The organism is Pseudomonas sp. NFX71 (assembly GCF_048079215.1).
Classification (GTDB): Bacteria; Pseudomonadota; Gammaproteobacteria; order Pseudomonadales; family Pseudomonadaceae; genus Aquipseudomonas; species Aquipseudomonas fluorescens_B.
This window is the reverse complement of the sequence record NZ_CP182230.1, coordinates 4,964,431-4,985,091: the sequence shown is the minus strand read 5'-3', so window position 1 is coordinate 4,985,091 and position 20,661 is coordinate 4,964,431. Positions and strand designations below refer to the sequence as shown.

General features: G+C 57.8%; 15 protein-coding genes and 2 tRNA genes. 8 read left to right on the top strand and 9 right to left on the bottom strand.

Going from position 1 to position 20,661, the window contains the following annotated elements; translation table 11 throughout:
• From ACM1ZW_RS23330 to ACM1ZW_RS23305, 6 genes are all read left to right on the top strand, one after another.
• Nucleotides 1-1,434: an efflux transporter outer membrane subunit gene (locus ACM1ZW_RS23330; RefSeq protein WP_416739445.1), complete on the top strand. Its 1,434-nt coding sequence runs from the start codon at nt 1-3 to the stop codon at nt 1,432-1,434.
• Between the two features lie 246 nt (nt 1,435-1,680).
• Nucleotides 1,681-1,929: a hypothetical protein gene (locus ACM1ZW_RS23325; protein WP_416739444.1), complete on the top strand. Its 249-nt coding sequence runs from the start codon at nt 1,681-1,683 to the stop codon at nt 1,927-1,929.
• 347 nt (nt 1,930-2,276) lie between these two features.
• Nucleotides 2,277-4,592 (top strand): Orn/Lys/Arg decarboxylase N-terminal domain-containing protein, encoded by a 2,316-nt coding sequence (locus tag ACM1ZW_RS23320; protein ID WP_416739443.1) that lies wholly within the window; start codon nt 2,277-2,279, stop codon nt 4,590-4,592.
• 64 nt (nt 4,593-4,656) lie between these two features.
• The gene (gene potE / locus ACM1ZW_RS23315; RefSeq protein WP_414879732.1) at nt 4,657-5,997 is read left to right on the top strand and encodes a putrescine-ornithine antiporter; all 1,341 of its coding nucleotides are present in this window, start codon (nt 4,657-4,659) and stop codon (nt 5,995-5,997) included.
• 48 nt (nt 5,998-6,045) lie between these two features.
• On the top strand, nt 6,046-6,951 hold the full coding sequence (locus ACM1ZW_RS23310; RefSeq protein WP_416739442.1) for an amino acid ABC transporter substrate-binding protein: 906 nt from the start codon (nt 6,046-6,048) through the stop codon (nt 6,949-6,951).
• A 348-nt stretch (nt 6,952-7,299) separates the two neighbouring features.
• A complete protein-coding gene (locus ACM1ZW_RS23305) occupies nt 7,300-8,472 on the top strand; it encodes a DUF2252 domain-containing protein (protein ID WP_416740833.1) in 1,173 nt (390 codons plus the stop codon).
• A 304-nt stretch (nt 8,473-8,776) separates the two neighbouring features.
• Here the strand turns inward: ACM1ZW_RS23305 and ACM1ZW_RS23300 are convergent.
• From ACM1ZW_RS23300 to ACM1ZW_RS23275, 6 genes are all read right to left on the bottom strand, one after another.
• Nucleotides 8,777-8,863, bottom strand: a tRNA-Leu gene (locus tag ACM1ZW_RS23300).
• A gap of 194 nt (nt 8,864-9,057) precedes the next feature.
• A tRNA-Cys gene (locus ACM1ZW_RS23295) sits at nt 9,058-9,131 on the bottom strand.
• Between the two features lie 244 nt (nt 9,132-9,375).
• Nucleotides 9,376-9,816: a CBS domain-containing protein gene (locus ACM1ZW_RS23290; protein WP_017339102.1), complete on the bottom strand. Its 441-nt coding sequence runs from the start codon at nt 9,814-9,816 to the stop codon at nt 9,376-9,378.
• A 40-nt stretch (nt 9,817-9,856) separates the two neighbouring features.
• Entirely contained in the window at nt 9,857-10,234 is a 378-nt protein-coding gene (gene nirD, locus ACM1ZW_RS23285) for a nitrite reductase small subunit NirD (RefSeq protein ID WP_017339103.1), read from the bottom strand.
• Nucleotides 10,234-12,795 (bottom strand): nitrite reductase large subunit NirB, encoded by a 2,562-nt coding sequence (gene nirB / locus ACM1ZW_RS23280; protein WP_416739441.1) that lies wholly within the window; start codon nt 12,793-12,795, stop codon nt 10,234-10,236. Before nirB ends, nirD begins: the two co-directional genes overlap by 1 nt.
• A 351-nt stretch (nt 12,796-13,146) precedes the next feature.
• Nucleotides 13,147-14,316, bottom strand: a complete 1,170-nt coding sequence (locus ACM1ZW_RS23275) for a DUF1624 domain-containing protein (protein ID WP_414883685.1) — start codon at nt 14,314-14,316, stop codon at nt 13,147-13,149.
• Between the two features lie 294 nt (nt 14,317-14,610).
• Between ACM1ZW_RS23275 and ACM1ZW_RS23270 the strand changes: the two genes are divergently transcribed.
• Both ACM1ZW_RS23270 and ACM1ZW_RS23265 read left to right on the top strand, forming a co-directional pair.
• On the top strand, nt 14,611-16,350 hold the full coding sequence (locus ACM1ZW_RS23270; protein WP_414879736.1) for a dipeptidase: 1,740 nt from the start codon (nt 14,611-14,613) through the stop codon (nt 16,348-16,350).
• Nucleotides 16,351-16,630: 280 nt separating this feature from the next.
• Entirely contained in the window at nt 16,631-17,887 is a 1,257-nt protein-coding gene (locus tag ACM1ZW_RS23265) for an OprD family porin (RefSeq protein ID WP_416739440.1), read from the top strand.
• Between the two features lie 68 nt (nt 17,888-17,955).
• On the opposite strand, the gene ACM1ZW_RS23260 is transcribed toward ACM1ZW_RS23265, so the two are convergent.
• The 3 genes from ACM1ZW_RS23260 to ACM1ZW_RS23250 form a co-directional block, all read right to left on the bottom strand.
• On the bottom strand, nt 17,956-18,420 hold the full coding sequence (locus ACM1ZW_RS23260; RefSeq protein ID WP_017339109.1) for a RidA family protein: 465 nt from the start codon (nt 18,418-18,420) through the stop codon (nt 17,956-17,958).
• A 78-nt stretch (nt 18,421-18,498) separates the two neighbouring features.
• The gene (locus ACM1ZW_RS23255) at nt 18,499-19,248 is read right to left on the bottom strand and encodes a creatininase family protein (RefSeq protein WP_416739439.1); all 750 of its coding nucleotides are present in this window, start codon (nt 19,246-19,248) and stop codon (nt 18,499-18,501) included.
• A gap of 62 nt (nt 19,249-19,310) precedes the next feature.
• Entirely contained in the window at nt 19,311-20,624 is a 1,314-nt protein-coding gene (locus tag ACM1ZW_RS23250) for an MFS transporter (protein WP_416739438.1), read from the bottom strand.
• Between the last annotated feature and the right edge of the window lie 37 nt (nt 20,625-20,661).

Genomic DNA, 20,661 nt, shown 5'->3' with positions numbered 1-20,661 from the left:
ATGCACACACGCCATCTCCCATTGTTGATCTGTCTGGCCCTGACGGGCTGTATGCTCGGCCCGGATTACCAGCGCCCTGGCACCGACGCCCCGGCGGCCTATCGGTATGCGGACAAGGAGGCCAACAATCTGTCCAACAGCCTGTGGTGGGAACAGTTCAAGGATCCGGTGCTGAACGACTTGATCCGCAGCGCGCTGGCCGAGAATAAGGACATCAAGATTGCCGCCGCCCGGGTCGAGGAGTTCCAGGGGCGTTACGGCGTGGTGCGCTCGCAGATGTATCCGCAAATCGGCGCCGGGGCGCAAGGCAGTCGCTCCAGAGCGCCGCGCGACAACGGTCCGGTACCATTGGAATCCAGTGTCGATCCGATTTACAAAAACTACCAGGCCATCCTCAATGTGAGCTGGGAATTGGACGTCTGGGGTCGTTTACGGCGGCTCAATGAGTCGGCGCGTGCTGACTTGCTGGCCTCAGAGGAAGGCCGGCGCACGGTCATTCTGAGCCTGGTATCGTCGGTGGCATCCAGCTACATCGCGCTACGCGATCTTGACCGGCAACTGGAAATCGCCCGCACCACCGCCAAGGCCCGTGGCGACTCCTACGACATTTTCAAGCTGCGCTTTGGCGCCGGCACCATTTCCGAAATGGAACTGGCGCAAAACCTCTCCGAGTTCCAGCGCACCCAAGCTTCTGTATCGCAATTCGAGTCCCAGGTGGCGCAACAGGAAAACAATTTGGCGGTGCTGCTTGGGCGCAATCCAGGACCGATCATCAGAGGCCGTGATCTGACGCAACTGACGCTGCCATCGGTCCCCGCCGGGTTGCCTTCGGACCTGCTGGAGCGGCGCCCCGATCTACGTCAGGCCGAACTGAACCTGATCTCCGCCAATGCCCAAATCGGTGCCGCCAAGGCGTTGTACTTCCCGACGATATCCCTCACCGGGCTGTTGGGCTCAGTCAGTAATCAACTCTCGAATTTGTTCACCGGGCCGGCCGCCACCTGGTCCTATGGCGTCGCCGCAAGCATGCCCATTTTCACCGCTGGCGGCATCGCCGGTCAGGTCAAACAGACCGAGGCCTTTCAACAACAAACCTTGCTGGTCTACCAACAGTCGATCCAATCTGCCTTCCGGGATGTTGAAAACGCGTTGGTCGCGGCGAGCAAATCCCGGGAGCAAATGGCTTCCCAGGCCGGTCAGGTCGAGGCGTTGCGTACTTACACCAGGTTTGCGCGACTGCGCTATGACAATGGGTACACCAGCTACATTGAAGTTCTGGATGCTGAACGCAGCTTGTTCGATGCCGAGTTGAATTACACCCGCACCCGGGCTTCGGTGTTCACCGCCATGGTCGATGTTTACAAGGCAACAGGTGGCGGCTGGGTGACCGAAGCGGACAAGTTGACGGCAACCGTCAGCGAAAAAAAACCATGATCAGATTGCCGCGCGCCACTCTGCAATTGACGCGATATAAGCGCAGGAATCCGACACGCGGCATTGGGCGATTGGGAAACAGGTTGCAAGGATTGATCTTTATCAACAGTTTGCCGGCTATTCGAGTACAGGCTAACAGTCAGCAAGATCAACAGCATGAATGACTACGGTCATCTTGCTTAGAGTACAAAGGATGACTCTGCACAGGTCAGGATGATTGAAACCCTGTATCGCCGAGCGCCGTAAATGAACATTTATATCGAAAAAGATCCTGTACAGAATCTCTGGTGGGTTCGCATGAATCAGTGGGCGGCTAATTTCCATAGCCTTGCTGAAGCTGAATCATTTGTTGAGCGATTGAGTTCGAGAATTAACGCACCTCATTCCCTGGGAGCGATTGGGAATAATTCTCTGTCGCCAACATTGGCTTCCAATAGTCAGCCGCTCGATCAGCAGGCGGTATCTGACTCGGTAAAGACTCTTTCTCACGCTTGATACACAAGGGTTATCAGGGCACCGGAGAAAAAAAATACCGACTGATCCAGAGGGTCTATACCCAACATTGCCAGTTATTTGAATTCCGTTTTTTTTAAGTGACCGGCCTGTTTACCGCCCTAAAAATCAGGTGCCTGTGCGTCACCCGGGAGGTGATGTTGTGAACGACTTGAAGATTGCCGTGAGCAACTCGGTTCGTGATTGCTTTAGCACTTCCAGAGGTTGCTGGTGCCGTGTTTTCCATTGACGAGTTGCTGGCCTGCGCAGCAACTGCGAGGCGCTTTGTTGAAGGTCAATGACGCCTCAAAAACTGAGGTATCTCCCGCCACGCGCTAAAGGAAACTCCCATGAGTCGCTCACAAACACAGTTACCGCCCGATCTGGCGCAGCGCTATCCCGTGTTGATCGTGGCCAATGCCCCGGAAAGCGACGACAACATCCTGGTGCGCAGTGTCCAGTCCATCGCCAGCGCGCTGCATGAGCATGACGTGGAAGTTAAATGGGTGCGGTCCCTTGATGATGCCGAAATCGCCATCAAAGCCAACTCGACCTACTGCTGCGCGCTCATTGGATGGGGCCTGTGTGAGGAAGCGCCTGATCAGGCCCTGCAACTTATCCGGCTGATGCGCCGGCGAACGGCCCAGCTACCAATCATGCTCGGCATGAGCCATGCTCATCAGAGCCGAGTCCCATTGGCATTCGTCGAGCGCATTGACGGGTTTATCTGGCAGCCCGAAGACAGCGCCGAATTCATTGCCGGGCGCATAGAAGCAGCCGCCCGCCGCTATCTGGATACCATCCTGCCGCCGTTCTTCGGTGCACTGGTCAACTTTGCCGACACCTACGAGTATTCCTGGCACACCCCTGGCCATACCGGCGGCACGGCATTTATGAAGACCGCTGTCGGGCGCACGTTCCTCGATTTCTATGGCGAGCAGATGCTGCGCTCCGACCTCAGTGTTTCCGTCGGCGAATTGGGTTCGTTGAATGACCACTCGGGCCCGGTGAATGACGCGGAAAAATTCGCGGCTCGGGTGTTCGGTGCCGACTTCACCTTTTTTTCGGTCGGCGGCAGTTCGGCGAGCAATCAGATCGTCCTGCATTCAGCGGTGACCGACGGCGATGCCGTGTTGGTCGATCGCAACTGCCACAAGTCGTTGAACTATGCGTTGAATATGTCGGGTGCGGTGCCGTTGTACTTACGCCCAAGGCGCAACGCGCGGGGCCTGATCGGGCCGGTGCCCCTTTCGGAACTGACGCCGGCTGCCGTTGCCGGCAAACTCGCTGACAGCCCGTTGGCGACCAATAAGCAGGCCCGCCCGGTACTCGCGGTGCTGACGAACTCGACCTACGATGGCCTTTGCTACAACGTGCAGACCACCACCCGCGAGCTGAGCCAGAGCGTCGACCGCATCCACTATGACGAAGCCTGGTTTGCCTATGCGCGCTTCAACCCGCTCTACGAAGGCCGCTATGGCATGCACCGTGGCGAACGCCATCCCGACGACGCCACCGTCACCGTTACCCACTCCACCCACAAGTTACTGGCTGCGCTTTCACAAGCCTCGATGATCCATGTCCGCTCGGGCAAGGTTGAGGTCAAGCCGGTTCTGTTCAACGAAGCCTTCATGATGCACACCTCCACGTCACCGCAGTACAGCATCATCGCCTCGATCGATGTTTCGTCGAAAATGATGGATGACGCGGGGGGCTACCTTACTGATGAGTCCATCGACGAGGCCATTGCCTTTCGCCAGGCCATGGCTCGCCTGAGCAATGAAATTCGTGCGCGCGATGGCAAGGATTGGTGGTTTGGGGTCTGGCAACCCGATGAAGTCAACGGGGTACCTTTTGCCGAACTCGACCCTGAAGTTTTACGCCATGGCGATGCCTGGGTGCTCAAACCGGCGGCCAGCTGGCATGGCTTCGGTGACTTGGGCGCCGACTACTGCATGCTGGACCCGATCAAGGTCACGGTGCTGACGCCTGGCCAGAGGCTCGACGGTCAAATGGAGGACAGTGGCATCCCCGCGCCGCTGGTGTCGTCCTTCCTCTCCAGTCGCGGCATCGTGGTTGAGAAGACTGAGCCGTATTCCATTCTCGTGCTGTTCAGCCTCGGCGTGACCAAAGGCAAATGGGGCTCTCTGATCGCCGGCCTGATGGAATTCAAGAAACATTACGAGTGCAATTCACCGCTGGAGCAAGTCCTGCCCGATCTGGTCGACAACCATGCCGAGCGCTATAGCGGCATGGGGCTCAAGGACCTCGCCGAAGCCATGCACCAGGACATGATCAGCTCGCAGATGCTACGCAACATGGATGCGGCCTACACCTTGCTGCCGGACCCGGTCGCTTCGCCTCGGGCCACCTACGCCAGGCTGGTGAAAGGCGACATAGAGCAAATCGCCGTGCGAGACATGATCGACCGCACCGTGGCCGTGCAGATCGTTCCTTATCCGCCGGGCATTCCATTGATGATGCCCGGAGAAAAAGCCGGCGCCGATAAAAAGGCCATCGTTGACTACCTGTTGGCGATGGAACTGTTCGATGGCCACTTCCCGGGTTACGAGCATGACAATCATGGCGTGGAAATCGAGCGTGATAGCCAGGGTCGGCCAACCTACAAAGTCTATGTGGTCAAAAACCAGGGTTTAGCCCCTTAGCCGACGACAAGTGGTCAAGCGCCGGATTCAGGGTCAATGCGTTGAGCAGATCAAGGAGTTTCCGATGGCCGACTCAAGCAAGAAAATGAGCCTAATGGGGCTCACCACACTGGTGACGGTGAACATGATGGGCTCAGGCATCATCATGTTGCCGACGAGCATGGCCCAACTCGGGGCCGTTTCATTGTTGTCATGGATCGTCACTGCCGTCGGTTCCATGGCCATCGCTTACTGCTTTTCCCAGTGTGGCATCTACTGTCCGCGCTCAGGCGGGCTGTCCGCCTACACCGAAGAGGCGCACGCCAAATCAGGGTTCTTCCTGTGCTCGTATCTGTACTTCCTTTCGCTGGCCATTGCCAACGTAGCGGTCGCCATCTCCGCAGTGGGGTACATGACATCGTTCGTGCCCTGGCTGGGCAGTGGCGCCATTCCGCTGTTCATCGGAACGGTCGGCTTGCTCTGGCTGACCACCGTGGCCAACTTTGGCGGCCCCGGCATCACTGGCAAGATCGGTGCGATAACGGTATGGGGTGTGATCATCCCGGTGGCCGGCTTGAGCATCATCGGCTGGTTCTGGTTCAAGCCCGATGTGCTGGCTGCCGCCTGGAACCCGAACAACCTGCCAATCTCCGAAGCCATCGGCAAGGCGATTCCCCTGACCCTGTGGGCCTTCCTCGGCATGGAATCGGCGGCCCAGGCCTCCGATGCCGTGGAAGATCCCAAGCGCACCGTACCGCTGGCCTGCCTGTTTGGCACGCTGGGTGCGGCAGTGGTTTATGTGCTGTCGACCACGGTTATTCAGGGGATCATTCCCAATGCCGAACTGGCCAACTCATCGGCCCCTTTCGCGCTCGTCTATGCACACATGTTCAATCCCATGGTCGGCAACATCATCATGGCGCTGGCAGTGATGGCCTGTGTCGGTTCGCTGCTGGGCTGGCAGTTCACCCTGGCGCAAACCGCCAAGATGACGGCTGACCAAGGCATGTTCCTGAAACTGTTCGCCAAGGTCAGCTCAAGGGATGCCCCTATAGTCGGAATGCTGGTCTGTGGTGTGTTGCAGACCTTGTTGGCGCTATCTACCATTTCGCCCAACGCCAGTGCCCAATTCGGAAAACTCGTCAGCCTGGCAGCAGTGACCAACCTGATTCCCTATGTGACGGCGGCCACCGGCCTGCTGGTCATGATGTACAAAGCGAAAGTCAGTGCCGGCGTATACACCCGCAACACCATATTGTTACTGGTTGCCGTCTCCTATTCCTTGTACGCCCTGTATGCCTGCGGCAAAGACGCCGTGTTCGGCGGCACCCTCGTCCTGGTGGTCGGCTACCTGCTCTACGGTTTCCTCGCCAAACGTTTTGTCGACCCATCTCCAACCGCTCAGACCCGGGCCGACAACCCTTGACCATTGTTTTCAGGACTGCACTAACCTCTGAATTCGGGGAACCAGGATATGAACGTGAAACTGACCAAAGCCAACAACCTGCTGCTCGTTTGCCTGCTCGCGCTGGTACCCGTACTGGCTGATGCCAATACGCTTGAACGCGTGCGGGCGAGCAATACCTTTACCCTCGGCTACCTGCCGGACTTCGCACCTTTTAGCGTCCAGGCAGCCGATAAAGCCAGCGGTTATGCCATCGACCTCTGTCTGAAAATCGCCGACAAGGTCAAGACCGAGTTGGGTTTGCCCGGGTTGCAAATACGTTACCTGCCCGTCACAGCCACCGACGAGATGAGCGCCGTGAGATTGGGGAAGATCGACATTCTTTGTACACCGACCTCTCCCACACTGGAGCGGCGCAAGGCTGTGAGCTACTCGGTGCCGATCTACACGGCAGGCCTCTCGGCGGTGGTGCGCAAGGATGCATCAGAGGCGTTGCTCAATGTGCTTAATGGCAAGGTGGCGCGTACCGGGCCAACCTGGCGAGCGACGGTCAACAGCGGGCTGTCGAACCAAACCTATGCCGCCACCGCTGGCGGAATCACCGAGGCATGGATCCGTCAGCAGATGCGATTACTCGGAGTGGTGGCCACTCTGGTCACCGTGGAAAACACCGCGGCAGGCCTCAAGCTGGTCTCCGAAGGCAAAGCCGATGCTTTCTTCGCTGAACGCATGATGCTCCAGAACCTCATCAGTACCGATTACTCCGCAGGAAATCTGGTTCTGCTGGACCGAATTTTTGAGTACGCACCGACTGCAATGGCGGTGGATCGAGACGACGAAAACTTCCGTTTGCTGGTCGACACCACGCTGAGTGAAATGTACCGCTCCGGGGAGATCGAGCAGGCATTCGACAAATACCTGGGTGGCGCCAGCGCCACGGCCAAAAAGCTGTTCAAGGTCTATGCGATACCTTAGGTAAAAAACCGGACATACCGTGAGTAGTCTTTGTCGACGGACATTGATGCTCTTGCAAGGCTTGTTCGCAATGGCGATTCAGCTCTGTCGAGCAAAGGAGTGAAGATGTCGCCCAACAAAAAACCGCGTGCCGAAGGTTCGTCAAAAACGGCGAAAGTCATCGTGGACGAACCCATCTTTCGTTCCCGCAAAGAACGTTTGACTGAAGGTGAGCAATTACGCGAAAGCGTGCCACATTCGTCTCACGCTGTATGGAAACCACCGCGTAAACACCGAGACCCGATCGACCTCCTTGAAGAGTCGAACCGGTATCGACTGCCCAATCTGATCCCGGTGCGCTACGGTCGCATGTTACGCAGCCCCTTCACCTTTTTGCGCGGCTCTGCAGGGTTGATGGCCCACGACTTGGCGATGACCCCGAACACCGGCATTCAGGTACAGGCTTGCGGGGACTGCCACCTGTTGAATTTCGGACTGTTTGCGACTCCCGAGCGCAATCTGATTTTTGACATCAATGATTTCGACGAAACGCTTCCGGCTCCGTGGGAATGGGACGTTAAACGTCTGGCGGTCAGCTTTACCGTGGCCGCGCGCGACAACGGACTCAGCGATAAGCAGGCCCTGGCAATCACCGTCGAATGTGTTCGTGCTTATCGTGAGCGATTGCGCCAACTATCCAAACAAAGTCCTCTGGACGTCTGGTATGACCGTCTTGATGCTCAAACAATTGTCGACATGGCCCCCAATGCCAAGGTCAAAAAAAACCGTGAGCAAGTCATCGCGAAGGCAAGGATTCGTATCGGTGACTACCTTTATCCCACGATCAGCAGCGAGGTCGCGGGGCGACGGCGCCTGATCGATCAACCGCCGGTACTTTTCCACATTTACGAAAAGGACTTCGAGCACCGAGTTCAGCTGGCATTACAGGCTTACCGAGAGACGCTGCCTGATGAGCGGCGCGTGCTCTTTGATCGCTATCGCCTGGAAGACTTCGCCGTGAAAGCCGTGGGCATCGGCAGCGTCGGTACGTATTGTTTCGTCGGTCTGTTTTTCTCTGCGGAAAATCACCCATTGCTCCTGCAGTTCAAGGAAGCCGGCCCTTCCGTGCTGGCGCCTTATGCCGGCAAAAGCATCTATGAAAATCAGGGTCAACGCGTGGTCACCGGACAACGGTTGATGCAGTCGTCCAGCGACATTTTCTTGGGCTGGACGCAAGGTAAAAAAGGTCGCCATTTCTTTGTACGCCAGTTGCGGGACATGAAAATGTCAGCACCGATTGAAGGCGCATCGGCGGCGCAAATGAAGATGTACGCCGAGTTGTGCGGACTCACACTGGCCCGCGCCCACGCCAAATCCGGAGACGCTGCACTCATCAGTGGCTATTTGGGACAATCGGACACCTTCGATCAGGCCATCGGCAAATTTGCATTGAGCTATGCGGATCAAAATGAAAAAGACCATGCGGCGCTGGTGGCTGCAGAAAAGTCAGGGAAGGTCAAAGCGCTGAGAGAGGATGACTAGCCCGCTATATAGATTCCCGATATCGAGGATATGTGCGCGTTCGGCTGGGAGGCAGCGGGCATTGCAAAAGCAGAATTTCAGATGCGCGACTCAAGAGCAAAAGCGGCTTCGGACAAAGAGGCGTCAACAGGGAGCATCCGCGAAGCTCGGCGCCAGTCAGGTCATACAATCGTCGGGATGACGGAGCAGCACATCCGAACCCCGACGACGTGACTGACGGTCGCGAATTGCGGAAATAATTTTTTGATTGCGGAAAAGAACTAAGGGCTTGCATGAGAAACCTCATGCAAGCCCTTGATATTCATGGTGCCCGAAGCCGGAATCGAACCGGCACGCCCTTACGAGCGGGGGATTTTAAGTCCCATGCGTCTACCAGTTTCGCCATTCGGGCGGTAGCGCGGTAAGCCGTCTGAAGCCTGGCAAATGAAGATCTGTCAGTTCTGACGCCTGTGCAGCAGAGGACGAAATATATACATCCCGTCCCGGTGAAGCAAGTTAACAAATGCCCATTTCAAGACTAAATCTTGCAAGACACTGCAAATAAAAAAGCTCCGTAAATCATTGATCTACGGAGCTTGTTTAAAGTGGAGGCCGAGGTCGGAATCGAACCGGCGTAGGTGGATTTGCAATCCACTGCATAACCATTTTGCTACTCGGCCTCAAACATCTGATGTCATGTAGCACAACACCCGACGCGTACAAACTTGGAATCAGATACTAGATCTAACCCCTTGAAAACATTGAGCTTTTTCAGCCGTCAGTGCTTTCGATGGCGTGAATTATGTACTGATTTCCGAAGGCTGGCAACCCCTTGATTTCAAAAAAAATTTGTCGGGCGCTTTGCACGTTTTCGACAAAGGCCCAACGATCTCTTACGCGCGCCACAACGGACCGCCGGCCCGCTTAGTGCCCACGAATGTAGTACTCCAATTGCCGAATCAAATCGGCCTGCTCGACAATCGCTTCTTTGACCAGATCGCCAATCGACAACAAACCGATCAACTCGCCGCTATCGACGACCGGCAAATGGCGCAGGTGGCTGTCGGTCATGACCGCCATACAACGTTCAATGCTCTGCTGGCTGTCGGCTGTCACCACCGGTGCGCTCATGATGTCGCGCACGGGTGTGCCGACCGAGGAGCGTCCCTGCAGAACGACCTTGCGCGCATAGTCGCGCTCGCTGATGACGCCGACCACCTGCCCCGCTTCGATGACCGGCAGCGCGCCCACATTCTTCTCGGCCATCATTTTCAGCGCTTCAAGCACCATCTGGTCCGGCGCAATGCTATGCACGTGCTGGTTTTGCACGACTTTCAGTTTCAACAGCTGTGCGGCTGTTTTCATGGATGCCCCCGCTATCGTTGCTCATTGCCGATGCTTGAACTCAAGCCACGCCGACTTCCACTACGCCGCCGTTCAGCCGTACCGGCCAGACCCGCAGACGCTGTTGCGGATACTCCAGGCAACTGCCGTCCTCCAGCCGGAAATGCTGTTTGTAGATCGGTGAAGCGACAACGAGATCACCCTTGATGCTGCCCACCAATCCACGACCAATGACGTTCGCCCCGGATTGCGGATCATGGTTGTCGATGGCATAGAGGCTCCGCCCCTCCGCGCCCGGCAGGTAGAACAGCGCCACTTGGGCGCCATCGAGCCAGACGACAACGCCGGAGTTGCTGACCAGATCCTGTTGCGCGCACACCGATTGCCACACCTCAGTGTTGGCCAGGGCATTGATGCGTTGGGTATTGAACTGGCTCATCAGGCAATCTCCTCGGTGACAGGGATAAGGTTGAGTTCGGCTGCCATGATCGGGCGCCGCTGACCACGTTCCTGGACAAAGTGGATGTCCGGGTCCGGGCGTTTATCGTTGACGAAGGTGCGGAAGCGCTTGAGTTTTTCCGGATCCTTGAGCGCGTTGGCCCATTCGCATTCATAGCGGTCGACCACCAACTGCATCTGCGATTCGAGCTCGGCGCCGAGCCCGAGGCTGTCGTGGATGATGACGTCCTTGAGGTAATCCAGGCCGCCCTCCAGGCTTTCTCGCCACACCGAAGTGCGCTGCAGTTTGTCGGCGGTGCGGATGTAGAACATCAGGAAGCGGTCGATGTAGCGGATCAGGGTGGCGTCGTCGAGGTCGGTGGCGAACAGTTCGGCGTGGCGCGGGCGCATGCCGCCATTACCGGCGATGTAAAGGTTCCAGCCTTTCTCGGTAGCGATCACGCCGACGTCTTTGCTTTGGGCTTCCGCGCATTCGCGGGTGCATCCGGACACCGCGAACTTGAGTTTGTGCGGTGAGCGCAAACCCTTGTAGCGATCCTCGATGGTCAGGGCCATTTGTACGCTGTCCTGCACGCCGTAACGGCACCAGGTGCTGCCGACGCAAGACTTCACCGTCCGGGTCGATTTGCCGTAGGCATGCCCGGTTTCAAAACCGGCTTCAATCAACTCAGCCCAGATGTCCGGCAATTCATGCAACTGTGCGCCGAACAGATCGATTCGCTGGCCGCCGGTGATTTTGGTGTAGAGGTCGTATTTCTTCGCCACCACACCGATCGCGATCAGTTTGTCGGCGGTGATTTCGCCGCCGGGAATGCGCGGCACCACCGAATAAGTGCCGTTTTTCTGCATATTGGCCATGAAGGTGTCGTTGGTGTCCTGCAACGGCACCAGCGAGGCGTCCATGATCGGCTGGTTCCAGCACGAGGCCAGGATCGAACCCACCGCCGGTTTGCAGACATCGCAACCGGTGTGGCCACGGCCATGTTTGGCCAGCAGTTCTTCAAAGGTGATCACCCCTTCTACCCGCACCAGCGCATAGAGCTCCTGACGGGTGTAGGCGAAGTGTTCGCAGAGGCTTTTGTCGACACTCACACCCCGGGCAATCAGTTCATGCTCGAAGACTTGCTTGAGCAAACCGGCACAACCACCACAGCCGGTGCAGGCCTTGGTCTGCGCCTTGAGCAGACCGAGGTCGGTGCAGCCACCGTCGATGGCCGAGCAGATGGAACCCTTGGTGACGTTGTGGCACGAGCAGACCGTGGCCGACTCGGGCAATGCACCCGGGCCCAGGGTCGGTGCGCCTTCGGAGGACGGCAGAATCAGGCTGGCCGGTTCCGACGGCAGGGCTATGGCGTTCTGCATGTACTGCAGCAGCGTGTCGTAATAGCTGTTGTCGCCGACCAGCACCGCGCCGATGACGTGCTTGCCGGAGGTATCCACCACCAGCCGCCGATAGCTGGCCGTGGTTTCGTCGATGAACTGATAACTGCGCGCACCCGGCGTGTGGCCATGCGCGTCGCCGATGGAGCCGACGTCGACGCCCAGCAGCTTGAGTTTGGTCGACATGTCGGCACCCAGAAACGGTTCGGCCACGTCGTTGCACAGTCTTGCCGCCACACCGCGCGCCATCTGGTAGCCCGGCGCGACCAGGCCGAACAGGCCGCCATTCCACGAGGCGCACTCGCCAATGGCGTAGATGTCCGGGTCGCTGGTCAGGCATTCGTCGTTGATCACCACGCCGCCGCGCGGGCCGATTTCCAAGGCACAGTGGCGGGCCAGCGCATCTTGTGCGCGGATGCCGGCCGAGAACACGATCAGGTCGGTTTCAAGAAACTCGCCGTTGGCGAAATTCATGCGGTAGCGATACTCCTCGCCTGCACTGATTGATTGAGTGGCGCGCGACAGATGCACACCGACACCCAGTCTTTCGATCTGCGACTTGAGCGCAAGCCCCCCCATTTCGTCCAGCTGCACCGGCATCAGGCGCGGGGCGAACTCCACGACATGCGCTTCCAGACCGAGACTTTTCAGCGCATTGGCGGCTTCAAGGCCCAGCAGGCCACCGCCGACCACCACACCGCGGCGGGCGTTGGCAGCGGCGGCACGGATGGCGTCGAGGTCTTCAAGGGTTCGATACACCAGACGCGAATCGCCTTCGGCACCTTCGACGGGCGGCACAAACGGATAGGAACCGGTGGCCAACACCAATTTGTCGTAAGGGATGCAGCCTTGCGCGGTAATCACCTGGCGCCGAGCGCGGTCGATTTCCATCACCGGCACACCCAAATGCAGGGTGACGCCCGGCGTCTGGTAAAGCGATGCATCGGACAGCGCCAACGATTCGGCATCGCGCCCCGAGAAGTACTCGGACAGATGCACACGGTCGTAGGCACGCATCGGCTCCTCGCTGAAGACGTGCAGCCGATACTGGTCAAGAGCGCCCCGCTCGATCAACTGCTCGACGCAATGATGTCCGACCATGCCATTGCCGATCACGATCAGCGTTTGCACTTTGTTCAACGCGGCAACATTGGAATTCATAAGAAGCACCCGGCTAAAACGGTTCAAAAAGCAAAAAAAAACGCCTGAAACCTTGCGGTTCCAGGCGTCTTTGCCTGTTCTTTTGCGGTGTTAGCACCAGACGTCTATGCCTGATCCACCGATGTTGCCCACGAATCGATCGTCGTTGACCGAGGGGGCTGCCCACTCGACTGCTTTCAGGGTGGGCCTGTTCGGTGTGTTGCAGTGTTTGTGCCAGATCGCAAAAGTCGCGCTTGGGGGCGGTCTCTCTGACGTTTTGGTATTGAATTCACCGGGAAAACAGGCCGCTCTTGCCTTCGCATAGTGCAGCGAGATGCAGCACGGCTTTATAAAAGTGCACAAATGCCGTCATTAGAGATACTTGAGCCAGGCGATGTCTCGACGTCGAGCCTTCAACAACGAGAACCAACTGACCGGGCGATAAAGCGCAATCGCCAGCAAAATTGCCACCAGCCAGACCGCACCTATCGACGTGAAACCAAACCACGCCCCCTGGTTCAAGCCGAACAGCGCGACAGCGATGACATACAAAACCTTCAGCGCGTACAGGTGCAACAGATAGAAGAACATCGGTGCCGACCCGAACACCGTCAACGGACGCAGCCACTGGCGCTTCTGCACACGCTCAAACCACAGAAGCAGCAAACACCCAGCGCTGACAGTCAGTGCAACAAACAGCAGCGACGGTGGGTATTTGGTGATGTTGAAAAAACTCATCAGCGTTTGCAGGGACGTCTCGCCCACGCTCCAGGCCTTTTCGCCATAACCGTTGAATAGCCGCAACGCAACGAATCCCGCCAGCCCGGTGACACCACCGACCAGCAGCAGGCGTTGACGCACCCTGGCGTCCGCCGTGCGCCCGAACCACGGTCCCATGGCATATCCCAGGCCGATCACGCCAATCCACGGCAGCACCGGATAGGACGTGCGCAACCGAAACCCTTCGGCCAGTTCGATCCAGCCGCGATCATGGAGAATCGCCCAAGGCACGTGCATTGCCGACTCGACAGGAAAGTGCAGAGCGTCCAGCAGGTTGTGGCCGGCGATGATCGCCAGGCTCAGGAACAGCAACACCGGACGCGGTAGCCAGACCAATAACGACAGCGCAATCATGCTCAGGCCAATGGCCCAAATCACCTGCAGGTAGATAACCGTCGGCGGAAACTGGAACGTCCAGGCAAAGTTCACCAGAGTGAACTCAAGCACCACCAGAAACAGACCGCGCTTGAACAGAAAACTGCAAACGTCAGCCTTGCCGGCGTATTTCTCACCGTAGAGCCAGGCCGACAGACCGGTGAGCAGCACGAAGACCGGCGCACACAGATGGGCGAGTGTACGGCTGAAAAACAGCGCGGGTTCGGTCGAGGCAATGTCCATGGGATCGGACACCTGTCGATGCAGGAAAAAGGTTTCGCGGACGTGGTCGAGCAGCATGAACAGAATCACCATGCCTCTCAATGCATCGATGGAAAGGAGCCGGCCGACGGCCGTGCCGGTAGAACGAGGAGGCGCAATGGTCATGGAGGTTTCGCAACAAGGGTTGGATAAACATGTCCCGCAGAACAGATTGCCGCGCACCTTATATTGTTACCCTATAACATCTCAAACCAATTTTTAATTTGCACACATCTTGTAAAACTCGTCACGAAAACGGCCCCGAGTTTCTTTTTCATATCTGCGCCGCTTTTGCATGGCTGTGCGACAGATCCCGCTTCAGGGCTCCCCTGTTGCGCCGCCGTGGTGGTAGGTTGGAAACGTTTTGTTTCATTAATCAGACACTTCTAACTCACTCCCTGCAAAGGAATGCCCATAGCAATGGACTTCTCACTCAAGCACCTGGCCGCAACAACCCTGATGTTGGCCAGCCTTTCATCGTTCACCACGGCCGCGCACGCCAACATTACCCCGGAACAGAGCGCGACCATCCTCAAGACGTTCAGTGACGCATCGGCCACCGATTTCAGGCAGTTCCTGACAGGCCTGGCCAAGACCGACCTGGCCAAAACCGATGGCCTCGGCGCAGCAATCAGCGCCTTCCTGGACAACAAGTCCCTTTCTGCCGACCAGCAGAACGAAATTCATCGCCTGCTGGGGCTCTATGCGCGGGTGAAGTACGGCAGCGCCGCCACCGAGACGCTGCGTGAGCTGGTGGCCATCCCGACTTTCAACGTCGACGGCGTTGCCCAGCACGACAACCCTGAATTCATCAAGATCGCCGACAAGATCAAGAGCCTTGCCCAGGCCTTCAACCTTAACTTCCGCAACATCGACAACCGCGTCTATGAGATCTCCCTCGAGGGCACCGGCGATGAAGTGGTCGGCATTCACGCCCACGCCGACGTGGTGCCCGTGACACCGGAGAACTGGGTTCTGGAAGACGGGACCAAACTCGATCCGTTCAAGGTCACCCTGATCGGCGACCGCATGTATGGCCGGGGCACCGAGGATGACAAGAACGGCATCGTGGTAGCGCTCTACGCCATGAAAGTGATCAAGGAAGAGAAGCTGCCGCTGGCGAGGAATTTCAAGCTGTTGGTCGACACCACCGAGGAAACCTCCGGCGACGCCATCCCGTACTACTTCGAACACAACCCGACACCCAACTACAACCTGGCGCTCGATGGCGGCTACCCGGTGGTGATTGCCGAAAAAGGCTACGGCACCGTCATGGCCAATTTCCCCAAGCGCAAGGCGGACGGCAAAGGCGCTGAAATCGTCTCGATGACTGGCGGCCTGGCCACTAACCAGATCCCGTCGGCTTCGGTCGTCACGCTGCTGAGTGACAAGCCTGCCGAATTGGCCAAAAGCCTGCAGAAGGCCGGTGCTGAGTTTGCCAAGCGCAATGGCGGCAATTTCAGCGTGAACGCCAAGGTTGACGGCAAGGACGTCAAGCTGACGGTCACCGGCGTTTCCGCCCACTCCTCCGAGCCGGAGTCAGGCGTCAACCCGGTTTCCAGGATGCTGGTCTTTATCAATGGCCTCGACGGCAAGGTCGCGCTCAAGCACAACCACATCACCGACGCCGCCCGCTACGCCGCTGACAACTGGGGCCTGGATTACCTCGGAGGCAAACTGGGAGTCGGTTTCTCCGATGCCTTCATGGGCCCGCTGACCACGTCCCTGACGTTTGTCGGGATGGATGAAAAAGCCTTCAAGCTTGCGGTCAACCTGCGCGTGCCAAAGGGCAAGTCCCCGGAAGCGCTCAAGGCAGAAATCGCCGATAAAATTGGCGCCTGGAGCAAGAAGTCCCGCGTTGCAGCGACTTTCGATTATTCGATTGCCGAGCCGATGTACCGCAACCCAGAGGGTGAATGGGTCAAGGCCCTACTGGCCGTCGCCAGCGAAAACCTTGGCATGAAACACGAGTACGGCACCTCCGCCGGCGCCACCTCAGTTCATGAATTGCCCAATGGCGTGCAGTTCGGCCTGGCCCGGCCCGAGGTCAAATACACCGGCCACACCGACAACGAGTTCAAGACCGTCGACCAGTTCCTGCTGGACCTGCAGATCGTGACCGAAATGATGGGGCGCATCGGGCAATTGCCGAAACTCTGATCCACTGTCGGACCCGCCGTTCTGGCGGGTCCATCTTTTGTTCCGCCTTTCTGAAAGCAGCCTTTTCATGCCTTCGCACCATCGTTGCCTCCAGAGCAACGATGTCTGAATAAAGTTGCTCTTGCTGCCATTGGCCAATGGAGCGAGCATCGCTCTCGACACCGCAGCAACATCAAAAGCCGCACGCTGACGGCTGTCCCTACCTCCCCCGTCCTACTCGCAAGGCCCTCGAAAGAGCGTCTACGGCGGAGTCATGTCTAATAAAAACAAGAGTCAAAATATGACAAAAGATCGAGGCAAACTGTGTGTGCTGTTCTTCACAGGAGCTGGCGCCAACCTCGCCCACGCCGCCGACAGCGGGTTCGTTGAGCAGTCCACTGCAACGCTGACAACCCGAAACTATTTTTTCAGCAGAGACTTCTCCGACATCCGAGGTTCGGAAAAATCGATGGCCCAGGAGTGGGCGCAAGGCTTCATCCTCAACTTCAAGTCCGGTTACACGCCCGGGCTCGTGGGATTTGGCCTGGATGCCACCGCCAAGTTCGGCATCAAGCTCGACAGCAGTCCGGACCGGGTCAACTCGGGGTTATTACCGGTGAAGGACGACGGCCGTGCCGCTGACAACTATGGCCGCCTCGGGTTGGCGGCCAAGATGCGCGTTTCCAAAACGGAACTGAAGGTCGGTGAACTGCAACCCAATATTCCTTCGCTGGTTTTCAGCGATATCCGCCTGCTCCCCCCTGCCTATCAAGGCGCGAGCATTACCAGCAGTGAAATCCCCGGCCTGACACTGCAAGCCGGGCACCTGACTTCTACGACCCTGCGCAACGAGGCCGGCGAGAGCAAACTGCAGGCCTTGCTGGGTAACAAGCCGCAACGCCAGGTGTCGAGCGATGCCTTCAACTACGTGGGCGGCGACTATGCGTTCAACAGTAATCGCACCACCGTGAGTGCCTGGCACTCCCTACTGGAGGATATCTATGAGCAGGACTTCTTTGGTTTAAAACACAGTGTGCCGGTGGGAAGTTGGGTGCTGGGGGCCAATCTGGGTTATTACGACGCCAAGGAAACAGGTCGCAAACGGGTGGGCAAGGTCGACAACCAGGCCTTCTTCTCGCTGCTATCGGCCAAACTTGGTGGTCACACGTTCTATGCCGGTTACCAAGGCATGTACGGCGACAGCCCCTTTCCTCGCGTGTTTCTCAATGTCAGTGCACTTGGCAACGAACTGCCGACCTACGAGTTCGTCTCCACCCATGAGCGCTCCTTTCAACTGCGTTATGACTATGACTTCGCGGCCCTCGGTGTGCCTGGGCTGCTAGCGAGCACGCGCTATGTCACCGGCGACAATGTGAAGACCGGGATGGGTTATGAGGGCAAAGATTGGGAGCGTGACCTGGACCTCAGCTACACCTTTCAGTCCGCCCCGCTGAAAGGCCTTGGCGTGCGAGTACGCAACGCGATGGCGCGCTCCAACTACCGCACGGATATCAACGAGAACCGGTTGATCATCAGTTACACCTGGACGCTGTTCTAAGCGCTATTACGGACTGTGGGGGCGAATGGCCTCGCCCCCACACACCACCTTTCACCGTTAACCGATCTTCAACGGACTTCGACGGTCATCTCTATTTCGACACAAGCCCCCAACGGAATCTGAGCCACACCGAATGCCGAGCGTGCGTGTTTTCCCTGATCGCCGAACACCTCGGCAAACAGCTCCGAGGCGCCGTTAGTGACCAGGTGCTGCTCGGTGAAACGGGAAGTTGAATTCACCAGGCTCAGTACTTTGACAATCCGCACGACCCGATTCAGATCACCAACGTGAGCCTGCAGCGTCGCCAGCAAGTCGATGGCCGTCGAACGCGCGGCCGCATAGCCCTCCTCTGTCGTCAGCGTTTCGCCCAGTTTTCCAGCCCAGACGTTGCCTTCCTTTTTCGCAATATGGCCGGACAGGTAAACGACATTGCCACTCTGCGCACTCATCACATAGGCAGCGGCGGGAGCGCCGGTGGTAGGTAACTCGATACCGAGGTCTTTCAGGCGGGTATAAACGTCGCGTTCAATCATGGGATTTCCTCGAACAGGATGTGCCAACGCCCGGAACTTCCGGGCGCTGGTCAAGTTGAAAAGTCTGAATCCGATGGGTTAACCGGGAATCGATTCGCGGCTGAAGGCATCGAGTTCCTGCACCAGGCTCTGTGCTGCCAGCATTACCAGTTCGCGGCCTTTATCCGGGCTGGCCAGGGACGGATCCGACCCCATGCGGCCATCCGGATGACGTGCGCGGAAATCTTGCGCTTCGCGGATAGGCCCCCACGGCGCGATCTGCGGCGAGTACTGGGCGGACTTGATGGCGTCCGGGTAAGCCCATTGGGTGACGGCAATTTCCGAAGGCGTGGCATGAATGCCGTGGCCCGTAGGGAATTGATCTCGCGCCAGATCACCTACCCCTTCCAGATCCCACCAGTTGCACAACTTCAGCGCGAACCCTGCAGGGCGTCGTGCGAAGCTGGCTTCGGCGTAGAGCTCCGAGAACGCCGCTTCAATGGAGGCAACGTTGCCGCCGTGGCCATTGAGGAAAAGGATTTTCTCGAACCCGTGAGCGGCCAGCGAACGTACCCAGTCGCCAATCGCCGCGATGAACGTCGACGGGCGAAGTGAAATGGTCCCGGGGAAACCAAGATGGTGTTGCGCCATGCCGATGTTGAAGGTCGGAGCGATCAGGATGTCTGCTGAATTCTGCGCTTCGCGTGCAATGATTTCGGGACACATCCAGTCGGTCCCAAGAAGACCGGTCGGACCGTGTTGTTCGTTGGAGCCGATCGGGATCACGATGGTGCGGCTGCGTTCAAGGAATTGCCCGATCTCGGCCCAGGTCGATAGGTGTAAAAGCATGTGGGTTCTCTCTTTAAAAGGGTTCCTTTCGGAACTCGATTGATCAAGGGGAAGGCGGTTGATCAACCCGCACTGAATTCAGAAACCGAGCTATCACGGGCGCGCGGTTTGGTGGAAAGAATCACGAATGCTGCGCACAGGAACACGCAGCCCACAATGACGATGCCGAGATTGGCGCTGCCGGTTGCCGTTTTTGCCCAGCCAATCACCGCCGGTCCCCAGAAGCCGCCGGACAGACCGATGGTGTTAATCAAGGCGATACCGCCCGCCGCCGCATCGCCCTTGATGTGTTCGGACGGCATTGCCCATAGCACGGTGTAGGCCATGAACATCATGGCGGTTGCCAGGGTCAGCAGGACCAGCGACGCCATCAGGTGACCGTCGACAAAGGGGTACATGAGCAGCAGGATTGCGCCAATGCCCGCAGGGATTGCGCAGTGATAGCGTCTTTCACCGACCCGGTCGGACCGGCGCCCTATCCAGTACATGCCGCATGCCGCTGCGACGTAGGGAATCGCGGCATACCAACCCAGCTGCATGGTGTCGTTGACGCCCTGGGCCTTGAGGATGGCTGGCAGCCAGAAACTCATCGCGTAGATCGAAAAGATGATGCAGAAATAGGCTGACGCCAGGACGTAGATTTTCGGGTCGCGCAACACCGCCCGGAATGAATGGACGTGTCCCGTCGATGCACCGAGTTCACTCTCCAGCAGTTTTCTTTCTTCGCCACTCAGCCAACGGGCTTCCGAGGGCCGATTCGACAGAATGAAATAGGTCAGAATGCCAAGAAACACGCAAGGCAGGCCTTCAATCAAGAACATCCACTGCCACCCGGCCATGCCGCCAACGCCTTCAAACGTGGTGATCAACCAGGCTGACAGTGGACCGCCCACAATCCCGCCAACGGGGCCGGCGATGAATACGATCGCAATGGCCCGCGCCATACGCTTCGGGCCATACCAGCAGGACAGGTAATAGATCATGCCCGGCGCGAAACCGGCTTCGAATACCCCCAGCAGAAAACGCATCGCATAAAACATCGGCACGTTACGCACGAACAGCATGCAAGCCGAAGTGATGCCCCAACACACCAGAATGCGGCTGAAGGTTTTTCGCGCGCCCACCTTCGGCAACATCAAGTTGCTCGGCAACTCGAACAGCACATACCCCAGAAAGAAAATCCCTGCGCCCGCACCGTAGGCCGCATCGGAAAGTCCGAGATCATGTTGCATCTGCAGCTTGGCAAAGCCGACGTTGATCCGGTCCAGATACGCAAAGACGTAGCAAATGAACAGGAGCGGCAGCAGCCGCCAATTGAGCTTGCGGTAAAGGGCGGAAGTGGCATCACTGCCTGCCGGTGCTGAAAAGGTTGACATGCGACTCTCCGATTATTCTTGTGGGTCTGCGTTCTTG